The sequence below is a fragment of the Armatimonadota bacterium genome (assembly GCA_017303935.1).
Classification (GTDB): Bacteria; Armatimonadota; Fimbriimonadia; order Fimbriimonadales; family Fimbriimonadaceae; genus JAFLBD01.
On record JAFLBD010000001.1, the window covers coordinates 54,315 to 72,346 of the forward strand.

Genomic DNA, 18,032 nt, shown 5'->3' on the forward strand with positions numbered 1-18,032 from the left:
ATTTTAGGTGAGGGCTTATACTTATGCCCTTCTGCATGTTAAACGCATTAAACCTGAAAGAAAGTTCCGATTGATTTGGAAAATCTTGAACCGCGACTTAAGTCCTAGATTCGATTTCCTGAATCACTTGCGACGAAATCGCACCAGAGAACACGCACCGCACTTCGGATTCCAATGTTACTTCGGATTCATAGTGCTCCAAGCCGACCTTGACGAGCCCGCCAGTATTGAAGATTTCAATCGTTCCAGTGGTCCCGGTTTTCCTAGAATGGACGATCGCCGCAGCGGCCGAACCCGTTCCACAAGCCCTCGTCTCACCCACCCCGCGCTCGAATGGTCGCATCCTCAATTGCCCTGGTGCGATCGTCGTGACGAACATTGTGCTCGTCCGCTCAGGGAAAAGCAGATGATGTTCCAGAGCGGCACCAGTTTCAAAGAACTCGGCGTCGGAAAACGGTTGATCGTCGATAATCGTGTGGGCTGAACCGGTAGATAAGCTCGAAATCCGCCACTCTCGGCCGTTCAATTGCACTGGATAGTCGAAGATCTCGGTTTCGGTGATCGCTGGAATCGCGTCCGGATTGAACGAGCCCGAGCCAATATTCACCTTTGCCGATGAAGGGCCCGTGATCCAAACCTCCACATCTCGAGAGAAGTGGTGGATGACGTCATGTTCTCGGAGCCATCCGATCTCGTGAGCGTGGACTGCCGCACAGCGCAGTCCGTTTCCACAAAAATCCTCGCTCCCATCGGGGTTGAACATGCGCAGTTGGCCCTTGTCTAGGACCAAGAGCCCGTCTGCGCCGATTCCAAAATGGTGTGAACAGGTGCGCTGGGCAAGTTGCTCAAGATCTAGTTGGAACCCAGGATGGTGAACCAGAACAAAGTCATTCCCAGCAGCTTCGTACTTCCAGAATCTCAACGAACGTGCTCCAACGAATACTGAGCCGAGGCAACGGTATCGTGATACCAACCACCATCGGGACAAACCAATGGGAACCACCATGCAGAGGGTCGTAATCCTGCTTTCACAAGCCCTTTTGAAACGGTCACGGCATCTCGGACGAGTCGCAGCCGTTTGAGTTCCACCTCAAGGTCCAAATCCTTGCGGGACTTGTGTAATTCTTGAATTTCGGCCGAAGAAACGACTGAATTTTGCTTGCTTCGGATATCGGCATATTTGACCCAGCCGTCCGCAATTTGGGCATCAATTTCGGCAATTCTAGATTCGAACGATGCGCGCTTTTCAAGTTCTTCTGGCGACGGAGACTTTTCAAAAATCTCAGCCCGCCAATGTCGCCCCTTGTCGTGTTCAGTCGTATTTCTGATTTGCTTTAAAAGTTTGATCTCTTTGAGCAGTTCCGCCTTCTCGACTCGGAATTTCTCAACGTTTGACTGAAGGTTGATCATCCCCTCTTGGATCACTTCGTACCGATTCGCGAGGTCCGACCATGCCGAGCTTTGCTGCGTGCTCAGGAAATTCACCAGATCAACTGGGCGCCGCAGATCTTTGAGCCGGTCGAGCAGTTCAGATTGTTGCTTGACAGTAGTCCGCCAAAGTGACCCAAACGAAGAGGATGAGATATCGTCCGCACCGAATGGCCTTCGGAACGGATCGGGAAGGCTCAACCAAACCTTGCAGTTCGCCAGTTCATCCCAGGTCGAATACTTGATTCGAAGGATCGGGTTCATCGGTGGGCAGTGTTCGCCGAGATTCTTGTGGAATTGGGTTGACCGCGGCACATAGCTTGACGCGCCTTCGTGGAACACAAACACGTGCTCTTGAGCTAGCATCCCAATGAGGCTCACCGCTTTTCCAACCAGCGTACATTTCGGCCCAAATTTGGATTCGATCGCCGCTGCCAAGTCTTCGATCGACTTCACAGGCTTCTTGGTCGTGATAAAGAGCGGCCTTTGAGCCATGACGATGATGGCCTTTGGCGCGATCCTCAATGTCCCGCGGCCATGTCCTGGCACGACCAAATCGAAGGGGATAGCCCACGATTTGAACTTATCTAAGGTGTAAATCTCGGAATGCCTGACGGCATCATTGTAGGCAGCTTTGGCGATCTCACTGGTCTCAGGTCGGAGGAAAAGATCGACGAGCTTAAACCGTGCGAGCGACGCTGTACTGGTGTTAAACCTCAGAAGTTCGGTCGTGCTTGTTGTCTCAGCAACGCTGGGTACTCCGGCGACAAACTCGTGGAGCCTGGGCAGCAGAGCACGGAAAAACTGACTTAGAGATTGCCCGTTTGCTTGCTCGATAGCATCACAAACCAAGCTTCGGAGTTCCGCAGCTTTTTGCTTTGGAATACAGATCTGGCACCCCGGAATTCGGGAAAGAGACTCACTGATCGCCCAGTCGATTGCCTCGAGCAGTTTGGCCTCCAGCGGTCCTAGTGCTGTTTCAGCAATGACGGGCGTTTCATCGCCCATGAATGCAACACCCCGCCATCCCCAAGCTTCTGTGATTTCATCGAGCAGCGTGGGCCGAGATTTGGCGATTTTGGCGAGTTTGGCGCCAGACGCTTGCAGCTTTTCGCGGGTAACCACGGTTTCACTACCGAACAATGTGGAGATCTCACCCGCGGCACTCCAAAGTTCTCTGGTTGTGGTGTCGTTGTGGGGCAGAATCGCATAGTCAACGTCACCTGCCAACTTGCGACTGTGCTTGGCGAAATAGTCGGTGTCGTGAACGCCGGCGATGAATCTTCGCTCGTATCCGAGTTCTTTGGCGCAATTCGCCACGCCGATCTTCAGCGGTTCATCCCAGAGTGCGGTCTGACCGAGAGCGAGGAACGGTGCACCAGGTGCGATAGCGTCTAGCTCTTTGAAGATCGCGGCGTGAGAGGGACAGAAAGAACTCAAAACAAAAAACCTACGCTTTGTCTACGACAGGACTGGCTTCCAAGATTTCGCGAAGGAATGGTGGAATGGAAACCGCTTTAAATTCTGGCCCAACCAGAACGTGCCATGTGAACCCGGTGGCGCATAACACGCCCGTCTCGGCATTAAAGATTTCGTACTCGACTTTGATGGCGGCACGTTTTATCTCGCCGAGCCTAGTCCGAACCTCAACAAGATCATCGTATTTGATTTCGTTCTTGTAGCGGCACCCGACTTCAACGACAGGAAGCTTGAATCCCAACTCCTCGACTTGCTTGTAGGGCAAGCCTCGTTCGCGGAAGAACGCCGATCGAGCTTGTTCCATCCAAACCAAATAGTTGGCGTAGTACGCATGCCCCATCTGGTCGGTCTCGGCATATCGGACTCGGATTTTCTCGGAAGTCACGTTTTCGCTCACGCCAAGAGTATGACGCGGGTACGCTGATTGTTTACGGATGACGGGCTCGCCATACATCGATTTTCGCAGCGTGGAGGTTACGTACAACAAGTATGTGACCGCGCTCAAAGGAGTCTCCTTCACGGTTAGCCGGGGCGAGTTCTTGTTCCTTCTAGGGCGCACTGGATCAGGGAAATCCACGATCTTAAAGCTTCTGAGCCGCGAAGTTCGCGAAACCAAAGGTCTAGTGCTTTTTGATGGCCAGGACCTTGGCGAGCTGAAAGAATCTGAGATTCCGATGCTTCGAAGGAAGATGGGGATCGTTCCACAAGACTATGGACTTCTCCCCAGAAAACGAGCCTGGGAAAACATCGGCTATGCCATGCGCGCGGTGGGACGAACCAAGAAGGAAGTCCGCAGGTCTGTCGGCGGAATTTTGGAAAGCGTGAACATTGGGCACCGAGCCGACGCTTTTCCTAGTGAGCTTTCTGGCGGGGAGCAGCAGAGGCTAGCCATTGCTCGCGCATTGATCAACAGCCCAGTCTTGATCTTGGCGGACGAACCTACAGGGAACCTCGACCCACAGCATTCCACAGAGATTATTCAAGTGTTGCAAAAGCTCAACCAGGCTGGCGCAACTGTTCTAGTTGCGACTCACGACATGAGCGTCGTTGAGCAGTTCGGCGGGAGGATTCTCACGCTGGATTCGGGCACGATCGTGAGTGACGAGGTGCGAAATGCTTGATCGAATCGAGTTTTTGTTCAGCGAAGCGTTTACCGCTCTTCGTCGCAACACTTGGATGACTTTCGCCGCGATCACGACCAGTTGCATGGCCTTGTTCTTGACGGGCGGCGTCGCATTCGCTTACAAAGGGGTGGACGAGTACGCCAACTCGCTTCCAAGTCGGTTCGAGATTCGCGTGTTTCTTAAAGACAAGGCGACGGATGCCGAAGTCACGGAGATGAACGATCGCCTGAAGCGGACAAAGGGCATTAAAAGCGTTGAGTGGATTCCAAAAGCCAAAGCTTGGGAAGCATTCAAAAAGCAGAACCCGGATTTCCCGACAGACGGCATCATCAATCCCTTGCCTGATGCCTTTACATTGACGCTGACCAATGTGGATGATGCGGAGTACATCGCCTCCAGAATTCAAAGCATGCCGAGCGTCGCAAAGGACGGAGTGCTGTATTTGAAGCGGGAGCGCGAAATGCTGTCTCAAGCCCTCAAATTCTTGCAATGGATCGGGTTTGGCCTCGGCGGCATGATGGTGCTGACAAGCGGCGTACTCATCTACAACGCCATTCGTATGACCATTGTGGCGAGGAGGCGAGAATTCCGAATCATGCAGTTGGTGGGCGCTTCCCCATTGATGGTGACCGTACCCCTGATGATCGAAGGGGTCGTGCAGGGAATCTGTGGCGGGATTTTGGCCTCGTTCCTCGTGCTGGGCGCACACCGCGCGATGCAGACTCAATTGCAAGGCTTCAGCGGTATTATCAAGATCGGGGCGCTTGCTCCAAACGGGGTTTTCATTACAATGATGTTGCTCGGCGCCGCATACGGACTGATTTGCTCGATCATCGCGGTGCGCGATCCTAGGAGGTTCGAATGAAGCTAGGCGTATTGATGAGCGTGGTTTTGGTTATCGCCGCGACTGGGTTGACTGAAGCCCAGCAAAAGCCAAAGAAGCCAACCGAAAAGCAGCTGAAATCCAACCTTAAGAAGGTCGAATCCAAAAAGAATGCTGTCCGGCAGCAACTGAGGGCGACAAAGCGGCAAGCTAGCTATGTTCTTGCGGATATCCAAAAAGCCGATGACGAGCTGGGGAACCTTGAAGACCGCATTGACTACATCGAGAATCGGCTCAAGACGCTCGCATCAGAAAAGATTCGACTTGAAAAGGACCTCCAGATTGCGGAGCAGGTGCTTGTCGAACAAACCGAAGTCATTCGCCAGCGGATGAAGCGGCTGTATATGCAGCCTCAAGGCACAGCAATCGGTTCGATTCTTGCCAGCGACTCCTTAGGCGATATGGCTGCGCGCCGCGCCATCTTCGAGCGGATTGCCGAAGAAGATCAAGAGACTTTCGACGAGTACAAAAAGCGAGTCACTGAGGTCGAAAAGAAAAAGAAGCTCAAGGAATCGGTCATTGTCGAAACCAACGAATTGATGGCTGATGTCAAGCTCAAAAAAGTCCAGGTAGGGCAGCACAAAGCCAAAAAGAAGGTCCTGCTGGGCGAATTGCGTAGCGAACAAGCCGACCTGCAACAGGAATTTGACGAACTCGACCGCGAATCAAATGCGATTGAATCCCAGATCAACGCCTTCCAAAGTGTCAATACAGGCTTGCCAAGGTTTAATGGCAGATTCCGGAAGCCGGTGAACGGACGCATCACCAGCGGATATGGGTATCGATTCCACCCCGTCTTGCACCGGAGTAAGTTGCACACCGGTATTGATTTTGGAGCGCCGACTGGCACTCCGATCTATGCTTCTGCACCGGGTGTCGTGATTTCGGCCGGATATCGGGGCGGCTACGGGAACACCGTGATCATTGACCATGGTGGTGGCATCGCCACGCTCTACGGTCACTGCTCCAGGATTTTCACAAAGGCAGGCGCAAAGGTTTCCCAAGGTGAAAAAATCGCCGCTGTCGGTAGCACCGGCATGTCCACTGGCCCGCACCTTCACTTTGAAATCCGGGTGAACGGCAAGCCGGTGAATCCGATGGGCCGAATCTGAGGCTACATCACCACGACGGGGACAACCACGGGTCGCATCTGAGCCTTCCTCTGGAAGATGATCTTGGCTGCGCCCTCGACGGCTTCTTCGACCAGTTGAATTTCGCGCCAAGCTTCCTTCGGAATTGATAACAACGCGTCGTCAACTGCTTCGGCGGCGTTGTCCAAGAGTTTTTCGCTTCCCGCAAATCCCTTGGCCGCGAGTTCAACCGGGGCGAATCCTCCTGGCCCTAGCACAACTTTGACCACGACAATTCCTTCATCTGCGAGTTCAGCGCGGTCTCTAACAACGCTCGGATTGATGATGTTGCCCGCGTTATCAATCCAGACTTCTCCGCCAGCCGAAGTCTCTTCCGTCCAAGCCTGGGTCTCATCAATGATCAGCTTGTGGCCATCCAGAAGTTTGAACATTCGGTGGGGGGCGTGCCCCATCTTGAGGGCCATATCGCAGTAGTGGTGCTGGTGTCGCGGTTCTCCGTGGACCGGCGCCAGATAAAACGGTCTCGTGAGGTTGATCATCATTTTGAGCTCCTCAAGGTAGGCATGTCCGCTGACGTGAACCGCTGGAATCGCGTCGAAAACCACCGTTGCCTTCAAGCGGTAAAGCCGGTTAATCGTCTTCCAAACCGCAGATTCGTTGCCTGGAATCGGCCTCGCTGAATAGATCACCGTATCCCCCTCATTGACCTTCAGCCGGGTGTACTCACCTTTCGACATCTGCACCAAGGCACTAAGCGGCTCGCCTTGGCTCCCAGTTGTCAGGATCACCAATTGATGAGGTTCGTAGTCGCCTACCATGTCTAGTCGAATACGGACGCCTTTTGGAGGATTGAGATAGCCGAGTTTGATACAGGTGTCGATGGTCTGGTTCATCCTGCGACCTGCTACGGCGACCTTCCGCCCGGTTTCCGCCGCAATATCCATCGCTTGCTGCATTCGGTGGATGTTGCTCGCGAACATGGTAATCAAAATTCTCCCTTCGGCATTGGCAAACGCCGCGCGGAATCCGTTGCTAGCGGTCGATTCGCTTGGACCAAATCCCGGGCGGTCGATGTTTGTGGAGTCGCTCAGAAGGCAAAGGACACCCTGCTTGCCAAGTTCGGTGAGACGTGTCAGGTCAGAAAGTTTGCCGTCGACAGGGGTGAAGTCGAGCTTGAAGTCTCCGGTGAAGAGCACAACTCCTTCGCTGGTGTGAATCGCGACGCAACTACAATCCGGGATCGAGTGCGTGATTCGAACCATCTCAAACTTCAGCGCACCAATAGGAATGATCTGGCCGTGTTGGACCACGTTCAATTTGAGACCCTTGATATCGAGCCGCTCTTCGAGCTTGCTTCGAATCATCGCATGGGTGAGTTCAGTCGCGAAGACTGGAATTTGTGGGAAATCTCGCAGGAAGAATGAAAGAGCGCCGACGTGGTCTTCGTGAGCGTGGGTGAGGATCACCGCTCGAAGATTCTCTTTAATATCGTGCAAACAGGAAAAATCAGGGATCACGACATCAACGCCGTGCATTTCTTCATCCGGAAAAGAAATTCCGCAGTCTATGAGGATCGCATCATCGCCTTGTCGGAGGAGTGTGCAGTTTCGGCCGATTTCGCCGGCGCCGCCCAAAGGCATGATCTCGATTCTTGACATAAGCCAAGAGGGTACCCCGGTGGGTGCCGAACCTAAGTTCTTTCGATGGTTCGACGCATCGCGGCAAGTGTTTCTTCGCTCACGTGATGTTCGATCCCTTCCACGTCAATCTCGGCGATTTCTGTGGGCACGCCAATCTTGAGCAAAAACGCGAGCACTAGTTCGTGCCGATTCATCGATTCTCGCGCAAGCTCCTTGCCTTTGTCGGTGAGAAAAATCGAGCGGTATCGCCGCGTGATGACATACCCTTCGCGGTCAAGTCGTTGGAGTGTTTTTCCGACCGTCACTGGGCTGACACCCAGAATGTCCGCCAGATCCACGGCACGAGCTTCTCCATTCTTTTCGATCAGCTCGGCCACCAATTCCACATAGTCCTCGGCGGTTTCTCGGCTATGGTCTTGCCTGGTGCGCTGATACTTGTTCGTCATGGGGTCTAGTGAATTCAGCGCTTGAGCCGGGCGAGTTCCACGCTGGCAACAGGGTGATGGGCGTTGATGTCGAGCGCCTTACCGAACGAGGCCTTCGCCTCGGCCTCCTTTCCGGTTCGGCGGAAAATCACACCGAGTGCAGCGTGCGCATCTGCATAATTTGGATTGATTTCGATCGCCGCTTCGATCTGTTTTTGTGCTGCTTCCAACTGATCCAGTTCGATCAAACATTGGCCGAAGCAGCACCTGACATCGGCGTAATTGGGGACGATCTCCACCGCCCGGCTGAACATCGTCGCAGCCTTTTCCACTTCGCGATTGCTGAGTAAATGCTTAGCTTCTTCGATCAAAGATTGGGTTGTGTCTTGTTTTGATTCACAAATCTGAGTGAGAACGGCGCTGGCGTCCTCAAATTTGCCCGAATTGTGGAGCAACACGAATTCACGATAGAGGTCGTCTTCCAGCGAAGGTCGATCGTGCACTGCGTCGATCAGCGAGTTCATCGCGAGTTCAAACTCGCCTTGATCGTAGCTCACCGCCGCACTCAGTACCTTAGCGCTTGCAAACCGCGGATTCAGGTCAAGGCACCGATCTAAACACTCTCTTGCGAAATCGGAATCTGTTAGTGCGCGGTGGACCCGAGCCAATTGGAACCAGAGATCGGCAAACCCCGACTGAAGCTTGAGCGCCTTGGTGTAGAGGTCGCGCGCAGCCGAAAAGTTTCCTTCGTCCATCGCCTGCGCGGCAAGATGCGCGAGTGATTCGGCAAGATAGAGACGGGCGATTTTTGCCAAGCTCAGGTCGCAGCTTGGCTCGGAAATAAACTGCTCGAATGAGACTGCAGCATCTGCATACAACTGCTGTTCATAGGTGCGAAGACCCTGATCGAACAGGGCACTTTTGCCGAAGACAAACCACTTGTCGAGGGCGCTCATGTGATGAGATTATGGCCGACGCCGGCGCAAGCTCACAAAAGAATGGTTGATGCGCACCGGCTGAAGTCGAATCGGACCTTGCAGATAGGAGTTGAAATTTTTGGCCGTCCTGGCCCGCCTTCTGGCCCCTCCATTGGCACTATTCGAGACGAACAGGCCATCGCAATTGGAGGGAGTAATTCGGTGTTCTCGAAAAGATTTCATATCAAATTTGGATGACCAGCCCATCATAACCGGTTTGAATCCCGTGTGGTTCCAAGGCAAGACAAAGTTCTTCGTGAGTGGCATCACCCAAATGCCCATGGTGGGTGGTAGCCACCGGGGTCTCTTGACCGATACAGCCCAATTCGCGTAGTTTTTCGACGGCAGCGACGCACTCCTTAAGGTCCATGTGGCCGTAATAGGAGGACTTCACAAATCCGTCAGTACATTCTATCACGACTCCATCTACTTTCTTATCCTGTAAGAATTCCCAGGTTATTGGCTGCCACGGTCCGGTGTCGGTGGCATATAAGAAAGTCTTTCCTTCTCGCTCAATAAGTAGGTTCTGGCTGTCCTCTTCAAGCTTGTGATAGGCGCGAATCGGAGTGATTTTGTAGTCGAGATGCCAAAACGGCTCGAAGCTCTTCGTTTGAATGATTTCGAATGGCCATTCTTCGTACTTGCCGGCCATACCCTGGCAGATTGCATCGTTGCCGTAGATTGTCAATGGAGCCGCAAACTGCTCCAGAAAAGGGAACAGCATGTACTGGAGTTCACTCGGGCAAAAGTGATCGTCGTGGGTGTGGGTGAAGACTATTGCGGTCCAAATCGTCGGGTCAACGCCGAATTTCACCATTTGGTGAAAGTGATCCGGCCCGAGGTCGATCTTGAGGTGATCGTCGATAAGAGCGGCACTGCGCGAACGGATATCTTTGCCACCATGCTGCCGCGCATGACGACTCACCCTTGAGTCTCCAAAGACTGAAGGGATGCCGTCTGATGCTCCGGTGCCGAGTAGCTGAATTTTCATCAGGATTGGTAGTCGCAGAGTCGCCAAATGACGAGCCCACTGATAATCTTTGGATAATAGTAAGTCGATTTTTGCGGCATCTTCTCGCCTCCGAGAGCCACAACTTTCATGTCATGGACTGATGGCGGATTCATCAAGAAGCTAGCCTTGAAGCCGTTTTTCACCGCACTGACCGCCTCGTCCGGATCACGTGTGTATCCAAAGAAGTCGTGTCCGGTCAGTCCGAGGTGCTTAGCAAAAATCACATCGTGGAGAATCGAAACATCGAGACTCTTTAGTGCTTTGCCGGCATCGCCTGGAATCTGGGCCAAAACCGCGTCAAAGTCGGTGATCGTCAGCAAAAGACCCTCCTCGCCGGGGAGCGCAATCCCGAATACTCGGGTTCCGTCTGCGCCAATCTTTTCGATCTTCTCAATCAATTGGTCGTTCGGGCAGGCCGTCAAAATCCAATAGGGTGCTTCAAGCTGGGACTTCAAATCGCCTTCAAATTTATGCACCATGCGGTGGGTCGGAAGCAGTACCAAGCCCGGATCCTCCATGCTGCTCAGCGCCATCATCATGAAGTCCTCTGGGATGAGTTCTTCGGAATCTGGTTGCTGGCCCCGGAAAGTACAGGCCGTTTCGTATCGGTGGTGACCGTCGGCAATCCAGACCTTTCGATCTTCGAACATCTTGCTGATCTGCTGACAACTCTCGGGATCAGTGATCGGCTCTAGCACGTGGACAACACCGTCGGGAGTCGTTACTGAATGGGATTCGGCGGCTGGCGCAGCTTGAATCTTGTCAAAAATCGCTCGGCCGGGATCTTCATAAAGCCCGTAAATGCATTCCAGATGGGATCGCGTGGCTTCGAGGACTCTCAGTCGATCTTCCTTGTGCTTCGGGAAGGTCTGCTCGTGCGGCAAGACCACACCTTTATCATAAGTTTCCACTTTGATCGTGGCGATGAGTGCCTGGCGTGTTACGACTTGGCCGTTCGGTAGCGCAAAAGTTTGAAGGAGCCGGTAATACGCAGGGGTTTCTTCTTTCTTGAGCGTGCCGGTCTCCACCCATTTTTCGAGCCGAGATGCGGACCGAGCGTACTTGACGTATTTGCTGCGGTCGTCAGGGTTCTGTTCGGGAAGGGTGAGCCCAACTACATTGAATTCAGACTGGGCGGCGAGAGCTTCGCGTTCTTCGGGGCTGATGACGTCATATGGTGGAGCCACCAAATGGTTCAGGTCACCAGCGTCCGCTGAATAGCGGAGCCCATTGAACGGACGAATATTGGCCATGAGCAAATTCTACCAGTCCACTATCGTCGGTAAACTGTACCAATGAGTAGCCCTTCGGGACTGAATACCTACGCAGATTTGGTGCAGGCGCGGCTCGAACAGCTACTGCCTTCCGACGATTCAAAACTGTCGCAGGCGATGCGTTACTCATGCCTATTGCCCGGGAAGCGACTCCGCCCCGCGCTCACGATAGAAGTTTGTCGTGCGCTTTGTGGCGACGCGAGCCCCGCTCTCGATGCGGGTTGCGCGATCGAGATGATCCATTGCTTCTCGCTCATTCACGACGATTTGCCGTGTATCGACGACGATGATCTACGGCGTGGAGCTCCGACGTGCCATATCAAGTTCGGAGAAGCGGTCGCGTTACTTGCGGGGGACGCTCTTTTTGCGCTGGCTTTTGAGACATTGACCTCACTTGAGACTGACGCCGAACGCCGCATCGAAATGGTCCGGATATTGTCCCAATCGAGCCGAAACCTGGTGATCGGTGAGACACTTGATATCTTGATGGAAGGTCAACCCGCATCCCAAGACTCAGTGCAAAAAATCCACGCGCTAAAGACGGGAGCGCTTTTCGTTGCAAGCTGTCAGATTGGGGCACTGGCGGCTGGGGCATCGCCGGAAGTTGTCGCAAAAGCGGGTCAGTTTGGAGCACATCTCGGGCTGGCGTTCCAGATAAAAGACGACATTCTCAACGAGAATTCTGCCCCCGAAGAACTTGGGAAGGCCACGGGATCGGACCGAGAGCGCGGCAAGCAAACCTATCCCGGGGCATTTGGTAACGAGGAAGCGGAGCGATTGCTCATTCTGGAAGTTGACCATTCGGTTAAACTGGCCCGTGAATTGGCAGGGGCCGGCTCGCTCTTGGAGCAGCTCGCCAGCTTCGCCGGCGAACGCAAAAAGTAACAATTTCACCACACGGTGAAATTCATCAAAAAACCTGATTCTTTTACCAGGGGGGTGGCGTCCCATCAAACACAGAACCTAAGGTTTTTCACGATGGAAAAGAGTCTCCAGTTTGATATGCAAGCCAAAATCAAGGTGATTGGCGTTGGTGGTGCAGGCGGAAATGCAGTTAACCGAATGGTTGAAGAAGGCATGTCCGACGTAGAGTTCATTGCGATGAACACCGACGCTCAGGTCCTGGAGCCGTCGCAAGCCAGTATCAAGCTACGAATTGGAGAATCTTGCACCAAGGGCTTGGGAGCCGGTGGCGATCCGAAGGTGGGCGAAGTGGCCGCCAAGGAAAGCGAAAAGGCAATCCTTGAGCTCGTTGAAGACGCCGACATGGTCTTTATCACCGCAGGAATGGGCGGTGGAACCGGTACCGGCGCCGCACCGATTGTTGCAGAACTTGCCAAGCGGAAGGGTGTTCTGACCGTCGCCGTTGTCAGCAAGCCGTTCGGGTTTGAAGGTCCAAAGCGAAAGCGAATCGCGGAAGAAGGTGCGCTTAGGCTCGCTGAGCATGTCGATACGCTAATCATTGTGCCGAACGATAAGCTCATGGAAGTGGTGGACCGAAAAGCCACTTTTGCTGAAGCGTTCAACGTGGCTGACGATGTGCTTCGACAAGGTGTCCAGGGCATTAGCGACATCATTACCAAGCCTGGAATGATCAACGTCGACTTTGCGGACGTGAAGTCGGTTTTGAAGGATGCCGGTTGCGCGCTGATGGGAATGGGCCGTGCTCAAGGCGAGCAGCGAGCGAGGCTTGCTGCTGAAGCTGCGGCGAATAGCTTGTTGCTCGAAACCAGCATTTACAACGCTAAGAAGTTGCTCGTCAACATCACTTCGGGGCTCGATTTCACGCTGGGTGAGGCTGGCGACGCGATGGAATATCTCCAGCAGTTTGCAGACGCAGAAGATGCAGAAATCTTCATGGGTCACGCTTTGGATGAGTCGATGGAAGGCGAAGTCATGGTCACCTTGTTGGCGGCCGGAATGAGCGGTGAGCCTGTCCGGATCGTCGACCGAGAGTTGTTTCCACAACCCGAAGTGATCGAAACCAAACCGCAAGTCAAATCAAATCCGAATCTGATTGATGAAGACGAGCTGTTCGCGACTGCGGCGCAGCCTCAAGCCAAGCCCGCGCAGATCGAAGAACTGGATCTTGACATCCCAAGCTTCCTGCGCAGACAGCGATCTAGCGAATAAACGAATTTACTGAAAAACACACAATACGAAAAAAACGTACTGGTCCAACAACACTAGCCCCGTCAAAATTGGCGGGGCATTTTTTCAATTTTGATGCTTAGATTTCGTCTACGCGAGAGAAATAGATGACCGTGCAGAGATGAGCAGGAGTGATAAATTCCCCATAGATTCGGCTCATCAGGGTGATGATTTCGTCCTGGCTTCGCACTTCGGGACTTTCCCGTTCGATATCTCTCGGGCTCAACTCGCTAATCGGTTTGACTTCAACTCGGTCGATAATCGCCGAATACAGCTTTTGTCGGCGTCCAAATCGTGGACCGAGTGTGATCCAGACAATCATGCCCGTCTGATACTTGTCGGACTTGTCGCCCAACCGAATCGTGGCAGTTTTTCGTCCGGTACGCAAAACCTCTTCGTAGAGTTCGGAGTAAAAGTTGAGTGCAAACATGGATCGTGACCCTAGAATCTGTTGTACCAGTATCGGTCAAATAGTGGCTGGCATGGAGGACCGTCTGTGTTAATCACGATTCTTTGGGTCCTTGGAATCATCCTCGCATTGTATTTGGGCCTGCTTGTTTTGGTTGCATACGGGTGTTTGCATCCCATTCGGGTCCCCATTTTTCTTTCTCCGGGAGCACTGGGGCTCCCACAACGTTCAGTGCAAGTCACCACCGAAGACGACGTTCTCCTTCGAGGATGGTGGATCGATCATCCAAATCCAAAGAGTGTTGTCGTGCTCGCTCATGGGTATCTGATGAACCGCGCTGAGCCGATTCCTTTGGCAAAGAGGTTGTACGAAGAGGGGCTCGCATGTTTGGTCTTTGACTTCCGCGCACATGGAGTGAGCGGAGGACGACTCAGCAGCGTCGGTCCGCACGAGAAGAACGACGTGCTCGCTATGGTGCAACATGCCCGCGCTGAGTATCCAGACAAGTCGATTTGGATTTGGGGCAGCAGTATGGGCGGCGCGGCAACTGTGTTGGCCACCGAAGCTATGGAAGTGCGGCCCGATGCGCTGGTTCTAGATTCGCCTTATTCTTCGCTCATTCGTGCAAATGAAGGTTGGTGGAGAACTTTTGCCGGAAAATTCTGGCCATTTTTGGTCCCGGTTTGGATGTTCTGCTGGCTGATGACCCGCGTTGATCCTCGCAAAGTGCGTATCGACCACGAGCTGTCCAAAATGCCCGATATCCCGGTTCTGCTGATGATCGGCGACTGTGACGTCATCGTTCCTTTGAACGAAGCGAGAAAGATCGCAGACGCGAGCGAAAATTGCCGGATGGAGCTCTTTGAAGGTTGTCAGCACAGTCAAGCGCGGTGGTTCCACCCGGTTGAATATGACGAAAGACTCTTCAGGTTTTTGAAAGAACAAAACTTGATTTAACAACCTTTTCGATCGAAATTGCGTCTAAGAATACGTATTCAAGGACGAGTACAATATTGGAAGGATTCCTCGATCAGAAATGTCGAATTCTAAAGACTCCGAAAAGAACGCTCAAAGTATGGCTTGGCCAATTTTACAACTCCAGCGCATGACACGGTACATGCCCGACCGCGTCGAAGAAGCGATGAATCGACTTTTCGAACTTGATCCTGGTCTTCGTAACGACCTTGTGATTGGTGCGGTGGATCAAGAAATGCTGTCCATGGAGCAAGCTGCCGAATTCACCTGCATGTCGGTGGATGAAATCGAACAGCGATTGATGGAATTCCGAACCCAAATGGCGTACCGCGAGGTTCGAATCGAATCGTCTGGTACAGGCCCAGCAAAGTTGGTGGGTACTGGAATCTCGGTATGGGAGATTGTCCGCGAATTGAGGCGGCTCGGTAGTGAATCGGCGATCAGCAAGTCGTTCCCTTCGCTTTCCAAACACGAGATCACCGTTGCCTTGCGCTATGCCAGCGAACACGAATCCGAAATGGAAGAGCAAATTCGGAATTACGAAGCGGTGGTCCAGCGACGGCAAAACGAATATCCGTACGCCAAGTAACCAGCCATAATTAGGGCGTGAATTCCGCGCTACTCACATCGAATCTACCTTCGCTTGGTGCTCCGAGGCGCGGCAAAGTACGGGAGGTTTATGATCTTGGCGACTGCCTACTTTTGGTCGCCAGTGACCGCATCAGCGCATTTGACGTCATCCTCGCCAATGGCATTCCCGACAAAGGCAAAGTTCTGAATCAGATCAGCGCCTTTTGGTTCGAGAAGCTTGGCGGTATCTGTCCTCACCACATGATTTCAATCTCGGATGAAGCGATCCGAGAGCGAGTCGGCGAAGGTGCGGAATCCTGCTTCGGCCGGTCGATGCTCGCCAAAAAGGCGACACCCCTACCTGTCGAGTTTGTCGCTAGGGGATATTTGTCTGGTTCATGGTGGAAGGACTACCGCTCAGGGATGCGAACGATCCACGGAGTTACATTGCCGGATGGTCTTCTGGACGGATCGAAACTGCCAGAACCGATTTTCACGCCAGCCACCAAGGCCGAAGAAGGGCACGATGAGAACATTAGCTTCGAGCGTGCAAGCGACATTTTGGGTTCTGAAATGGCTGCTCATTTGCGCGATATAACGCTGAAGCTTTATGAGGCCGCGGCGAATCACGCCGCTTCGGCGGGACTCATTTTGGCGGACACGAAGTTCGAATTTGGCTTGGTTGATGACCAACCGATCTGGATTGACGAAGCTCTCTCGCCGGATAGCTCACGATATTGGGAAGCCAGTGGCTGGCAGCCCGGAGCAGCGCAGCCAAGTTTCGACAAGCAGTTTGTGCGTGATTACCTTGAGACGTTAGACTGGGACAAGACTCCTCCAGGGCCGGAGCTCCCGGCCGATGTCGTCGCCAAAACGCGCGAAAAATATCTTGAGGCATTCCAAAGGATCACCGGTCGTGATCTGGATCTATAACATTCTGATCACGCTGCTTGCGCCGATCTGGGTCCCGCTCGTCTGGCACCGATCGAAGCGGCGGAACGAGAGTCCGAACTGGCAAGAGCGTTTCGGGAATTTCAAGATTGAACTCGATCGAAAACGCCCGGTCGTGTGGGTACACACGGTTTCGGTGGGGGAGGTTATCGCTGCCGCCCCGATGCTGAAGGAGCTCAAAAGTCTCTGGCCCGAAGTGCAAGTTGTACTGAGCGTGACCACAAGCAGCGGCCACCAGATCGCTCGTGAGCGAAAAGATGCTGGCGAGCTTTTTGACCATTTGGTTTATTTTCCGATCGATGTCGTTCGATTTATGGCGGCGGCGATGCTCAAAGTTAAGCCATGCGCCGTGGCTATCGTGGAAACGGAATTGTGGTTCAACTTTCTGACGATGGCTAAGAACTTCCGTGCCACCACACTGCTGGTCAATGCACGGATTAGCGATCGGAGCTACGGCAGATCGCGGTGGGTCAAGTTCTTCTATGAGTCCGTATTCGATCAGGTGGATCGGGTGCTGGCACAAACGCCAATCGACGCTGAGCGACTGGCCTTTCTGGGGGCCAAGAATGTGGAAGTTGCGGGCAACACCAAGTTCGATGAGCCAGAAAAGAACGATCAAGATGCGCGCCAAAAAGTGAGGGCTAAGTTCGGAATCACTGACGAAGAGCTCCTGGTGGTGGTGGGTTCGACACGGAGCGAATTGGAAGAGCACTGTGTTGTGGACGCGCTGGCAGGATGCGGTATCGAGAATCTGAAGGTCGTCCATGCACCGAGGCATTTGGAGACCGTTGAAAGATTGGATTCGACCGTACGGACCAAATTCGACAGCGTCGGTAAGTGGTCCCAAAGGCAAGCCGCAAAGTATTTAATTTTGGACACTTACGGCGAGTTGGCAGATGCGTACGCTGGCGCAGATTTGGCGATCGTCGGTGGTGGCTTCGACAACTTGGGCGGGCAGAATATCATCCAGCCGTTGGCGGCTGGAATTCCGACGTTGCACGGCAAGTACATGCAGAACTTTCGAAGTGCTGCAGATCAGGCGATCAAGCAAGGCGCATCGAGAAGGTGTGATGGCGAACTGGAGCTGAGAGCGGCCATCACAGAACTCCTTTCAAACCCCGAAATGAGGAGTCAAATGAGCACGGCTGGCAAAGAACTGGTGGCTCAGAACCGAGGCGCGAGCAAGCGCATCGCCGAAGCGATCATTCAAGAAGGAAAGGCAGCGTTCAAACCGAGTTAGAGCTTCGGCTTCTTGGGTTTTTTCTTTTCCGCTGCTCGCAAACTGGCCTCAATTCCGAGCTGTCCGTACTTGAGACATTCCGCTTTTTCCGCCAAGCGGTCCGAATCCAGCAGCCAATAGTTGAGAGTTTTGGGTCCAGTTTCATCGACCGCATAGGTGAAAATCTGGCTGCCAATGGCTTCGAACTCTGGCTGATTCACCGCATCGACTTTGATGTAAATTTCCCCGTCGTCGAGGAGCGCGAAGATCATCCCATCCGCATATAGCCCGGCGCCACCGAACATCTTTTTGACGGTGATATGCCCCAATTCGGCGAACTGGGAGACTGCAAAATCCAGCGTATGTTGATCGACTGCCACGATTCGATTATGCCGAATACCGTGCGCGGGTAACATCAATTCAA

General features: G+C 53.2%; 19 protein-coding genes. 9 read left to right on the forward strand and 10 right to left on the reverse strand.

The annotated features are described in order from the left end of the window. Positions 1-97 precede the first annotated feature (97 nt). The 3 genes from dapF to J0L72_00290 are packed head-to-tail and all read right to left on the reverse strand — an operon-like array spanning position 98 to position 3,304. Positions 98-922, reverse strand: a complete 825-nt coding sequence (gene dapF / locus J0L72_00280; GenBank protein ID MBN8689203.1) for a diaminopimelate epimerase — start codon at positions 920-922, stop codon at positions 98-100. Next, complete coding sequence (locus J0L72_00285) at positions 919-2,868, reverse strand: hypothetical protein (protein ID MBN8689204.1); 1,950 nt, start codon at positions 2,866-2,868, stop codon at positions 919-921. Before J0L72_00285 ends, dapF begins: the two co-directional genes overlap by 4 nt. 10 nt (positions 2,869-2,878) lie before the next feature. Then, entirely contained in the window at positions 2,879-3,304 is a 426-nt protein-coding gene (locus tag J0L72_00290) for an acyl-CoA thioesterase (GenBank protein ID MBN8689205.1), read from the reverse strand. 37 nt (positions 3,305-3,341) lie between these two features. On the opposite strand from J0L72_00290, the gene J0L72_00295 reads away from it, so the two are divergent. The 3 genes from J0L72_00295 to J0L72_00305 are packed head-to-tail and all read left to right on the forward strand — an operon-like array spanning position 3,342 to position 6,026. Continuing rightward, positions 3,342-4,028 (forward strand): ATP-binding cassette domain-containing protein, encoded by a 687-nt coding sequence (locus J0L72_00295; GenBank protein ID MBN8689206.1) that lies wholly within the window; start codon positions 3,342-3,344, stop codon positions 4,026-4,028. After that, on the forward strand, positions 4,021-4,896 hold the full coding sequence (locus tag J0L72_00300; protein ID MBN8689207.1) for an ABC transporter permease: 876 nt from the start codon (positions 4,021-4,023) through the stop codon (positions 4,894-4,896). Before J0L72_00295 ends, J0L72_00300 begins: the two co-directional genes overlap by 8 nt. Further along, positions 4,893-6,026 carry a peptidoglycan DD-metalloendopeptidase family protein gene (locus J0L72_00305; GenBank protein MBN8689208.1) on the forward strand — a complete coding sequence of 378 codons (1,134 nt, stop codon included), beginning with the start codon at positions 4,893-4,895 and terminating at the stop codon, positions 6,024-6,026. Before J0L72_00300 ends, J0L72_00305 begins: the two co-directional genes overlap by 4 nt. Positions 6,027-6,028: 2 nt before the next feature. On the opposite strand, the gene J0L72_00310 is transcribed toward J0L72_00305, so the two are convergent. The 5 genes from J0L72_00310 to J0L72_00330 form a co-directional block, all read right to left on the reverse strand. Next, the gene (locus J0L72_00310) at positions 6,029-7,663 is read right to left on the reverse strand and encodes a ribonuclease J (GenBank protein MBN8689209.1); all 1,635 of its coding nucleotides are present in this window, start codon (positions 7,661-7,663) and stop codon (positions 6,029-6,031) included. Between the two features lie 32 nt (positions 7,664-7,695). Beyond that, entirely contained in the window at positions 7,696-8,109 is a 414-nt protein-coding gene (gene mntR / locus J0L72_00315; protein ID MBN8689210.1) for a manganese-binding transcriptional regulator MntR, read from the reverse strand. Next, a complete protein-coding gene (locus J0L72_00320) occupies positions 8,106-9,026 on the reverse strand; it encodes a tetratricopeptide repeat protein (GenBank protein ID MBN8689211.1) in 921 nt (306 codons plus the stop codon). The genes mntR and J0L72_00320 overlap by 4 nt, the downstream gene beginning before the upstream one ends. A gap of 205 nt (positions 9,027-9,231) precedes the next feature. After that, positions 9,232-10,038 (reverse strand): hypothetical protein, encoded by an 807-nt coding sequence (locus tag J0L72_00325; GenBank protein ID MBN8689212.1) that lies wholly within the window; start codon positions 10,036-10,038, stop codon positions 9,232-9,234. Next, positions 10,038-11,312 (reverse strand): DUF1015 domain-containing protein, encoded by a 1,275-nt coding sequence (locus J0L72_00330; GenBank protein ID MBN8689213.1) that lies wholly within the window; start codon positions 11,310-11,312, stop codon positions 10,038-10,040. Before J0L72_00330 ends, J0L72_00325 begins: the two co-directional genes overlap by 1 nt. A 42-nt stretch (positions 11,313-11,354) precedes the next feature. Here J0L72_00330 and J0L72_00335 point away from each other — a divergent pair, with 42 nt between their 5' ends. After that, positions 11,355-12,218 (forward strand): polyprenyl synthetase family protein, encoded by an 864-nt coding sequence (locus J0L72_00335; protein MBN8689214.1) that lies wholly within the window; start codon positions 11,355-11,357, stop codon positions 12,216-12,218. A 93-nt stretch (positions 12,219-12,311) separates the two neighbouring features. Then, positions 12,312-13,466, forward strand: coding sequence for a cell division protein FtsZ (ftsZ, locus tag J0L72_00340; GenBank protein ID MBN8689215.1), 1,155 nt, complete (start codon positions 12,312-12,314; stop codon positions 13,464-13,466). Between the two features lie 97 nt (positions 13,467-13,563). Here the strand turns inward: ftsZ and J0L72_00345 are convergent, their stop codons facing one another. Beyond that, positions 13,564-13,914, reverse strand: a complete 351-nt coding sequence (locus tag J0L72_00345) for an ASCH domain-containing protein (GenBank protein MBN8689216.1) — start codon at positions 13,912-13,914, stop codon at positions 13,564-13,566. A gap of 210 nt (positions 13,915-14,124) precedes the next feature. Between J0L72_00345 and J0L72_00350 the strand changes: the two genes are divergently transcribed. From J0L72_00350 to J0L72_00365, 4 genes are all read left to right on the forward strand, one after another. After that, positions 14,125-14,850 carry an alpha/beta fold hydrolase gene (locus J0L72_00350; GenBank protein ID MBN8689217.1) on the forward strand — a complete coding sequence of 242 codons (726 nt, stop codon included), beginning with the start codon at positions 14,125-14,127 and terminating at the stop codon, positions 14,848-14,850. 118 nt (positions 14,851-14,968) lie between these two features. Continuing rightward, on the forward strand, positions 14,969-15,457 hold the full coding sequence (locus J0L72_00355) for a DUF433 domain-containing protein (GenBank protein ID MBN8689218.1): 489 nt from the start codon (positions 14,969-14,971) through the stop codon (positions 15,455-15,457). A 17-nt stretch (positions 15,458-15,474) separates the two neighbouring features. Continuing rightward, positions 15,475-16,371: a phosphoribosylaminoimidazolesuccinocarboxamide synthase gene (locus J0L72_00360; GenBank protein MBN8689219.1), complete on the forward strand. Its 897-nt coding sequence runs from the start codon at positions 15,475-15,477 to the stop codon at positions 16,369-16,371. Beyond that, positions 16,328-17,629, forward strand: coding sequence for a hypothetical protein (locus tag J0L72_00365; GenBank protein ID MBN8689220.1), 1,302 nt, complete (start codon positions 16,328-16,330; stop codon positions 17,627-17,629). Before J0L72_00360 ends, J0L72_00365 begins: the two co-directional genes overlap by 44 nt. Here J0L72_00365 and J0L72_00370 read toward each other — a convergent pair. Beyond that, positions 17,626-17,988, reverse strand: coding sequence for a TfoX/Sxy family protein (locus tag J0L72_00370; GenBank protein MBN8689221.1), 363 nt, complete (start codon positions 17,986-17,988; stop codon positions 17,626-17,628). The two genes, J0L72_00365 and J0L72_00370, sit on opposite strands and share 4 nt — an antisense overlap. Between the last annotated feature and the right edge of the window lie 44 nt (positions 17,989-18,032).

Excerpts from the sequence above, each read along its gene's own strand:
- J0L72_00300 (MBN8689207.1), top strand. The coding sequence starts at position 4,021 with ATGCTTGATCGAATCGAGTTTTTGTTCAGCGAAGCGTTTACCGCTCTT.
- J0L72_00320 (MBN8689211.1), bottom strand. The coding sequence starts at position 9,026 with ATGAGCGCCCTCGACAAGTGGTTTGTCTTCGGCAAAAGTGCCCTGTTC.
- J0L72_00330 (MBN8689213.1), bottom strand. The coding sequence starts at position 11,312 with ATGGCCAATATTCGTCCGTTCAATGGGCTCCGCTATTCAGCGGACGCT.
- J0L72_00335 (MBN8689214.1), top strand. The coding sequence starts at position 11,355 with ATGAGTAGCCCTTCGGGACTGAATACCTACGCAGATTTGGTGCAGGCG.
- J0L72_00305 (MBN8689208.1), top strand. The coding sequence starts at position 4,893 with ATGAAGCTAGGCGTATTGATGAGCGTGGTTTTGGTTATCGCCGCGACT.
- J0L72_00310 (MBN8689209.1), bottom strand. The coding sequence starts at position 7,663 with ATGTCAAGAATCGAGATCATGCCTTTGGGCGGCGCCGGCGAAATCGGC.
- J0L72_00295 (MBN8689206.1), top strand. The coding sequence starts at position 3,342 with ATGACGGGCTCGCCATACATCGATTTTCGCAGCGTGGAGGTTACGTAC.
- ftsZ (MBN8689215.1), top strand. The coding sequence starts at position 12,312 with ATGGAAAAGAGTCTCCAGTTTGATATGCAAGCCAAAATCAAGGTGATT.
- J0L72_00345 (MBN8689216.1), bottom strand. The coding sequence starts at position 13,914 with ATGTTTGCACTCAACTTTTACTCCGAACTCTACGAAGAGGTTTTGCGT.
- J0L72_00325 (MBN8689212.1), bottom strand. The coding sequence starts at position 10,038 with ATGAAAATTCAGCTACTCGGCACCGGAGCATCAGACGGCATCCCTTCA.
- J0L72_00355 (MBN8689218.1), top strand. The coding sequence starts at position 14,969 with ATGGCTTGGCCAATTTTACAACTCCAGCGCATGACACGGTACATGCCC.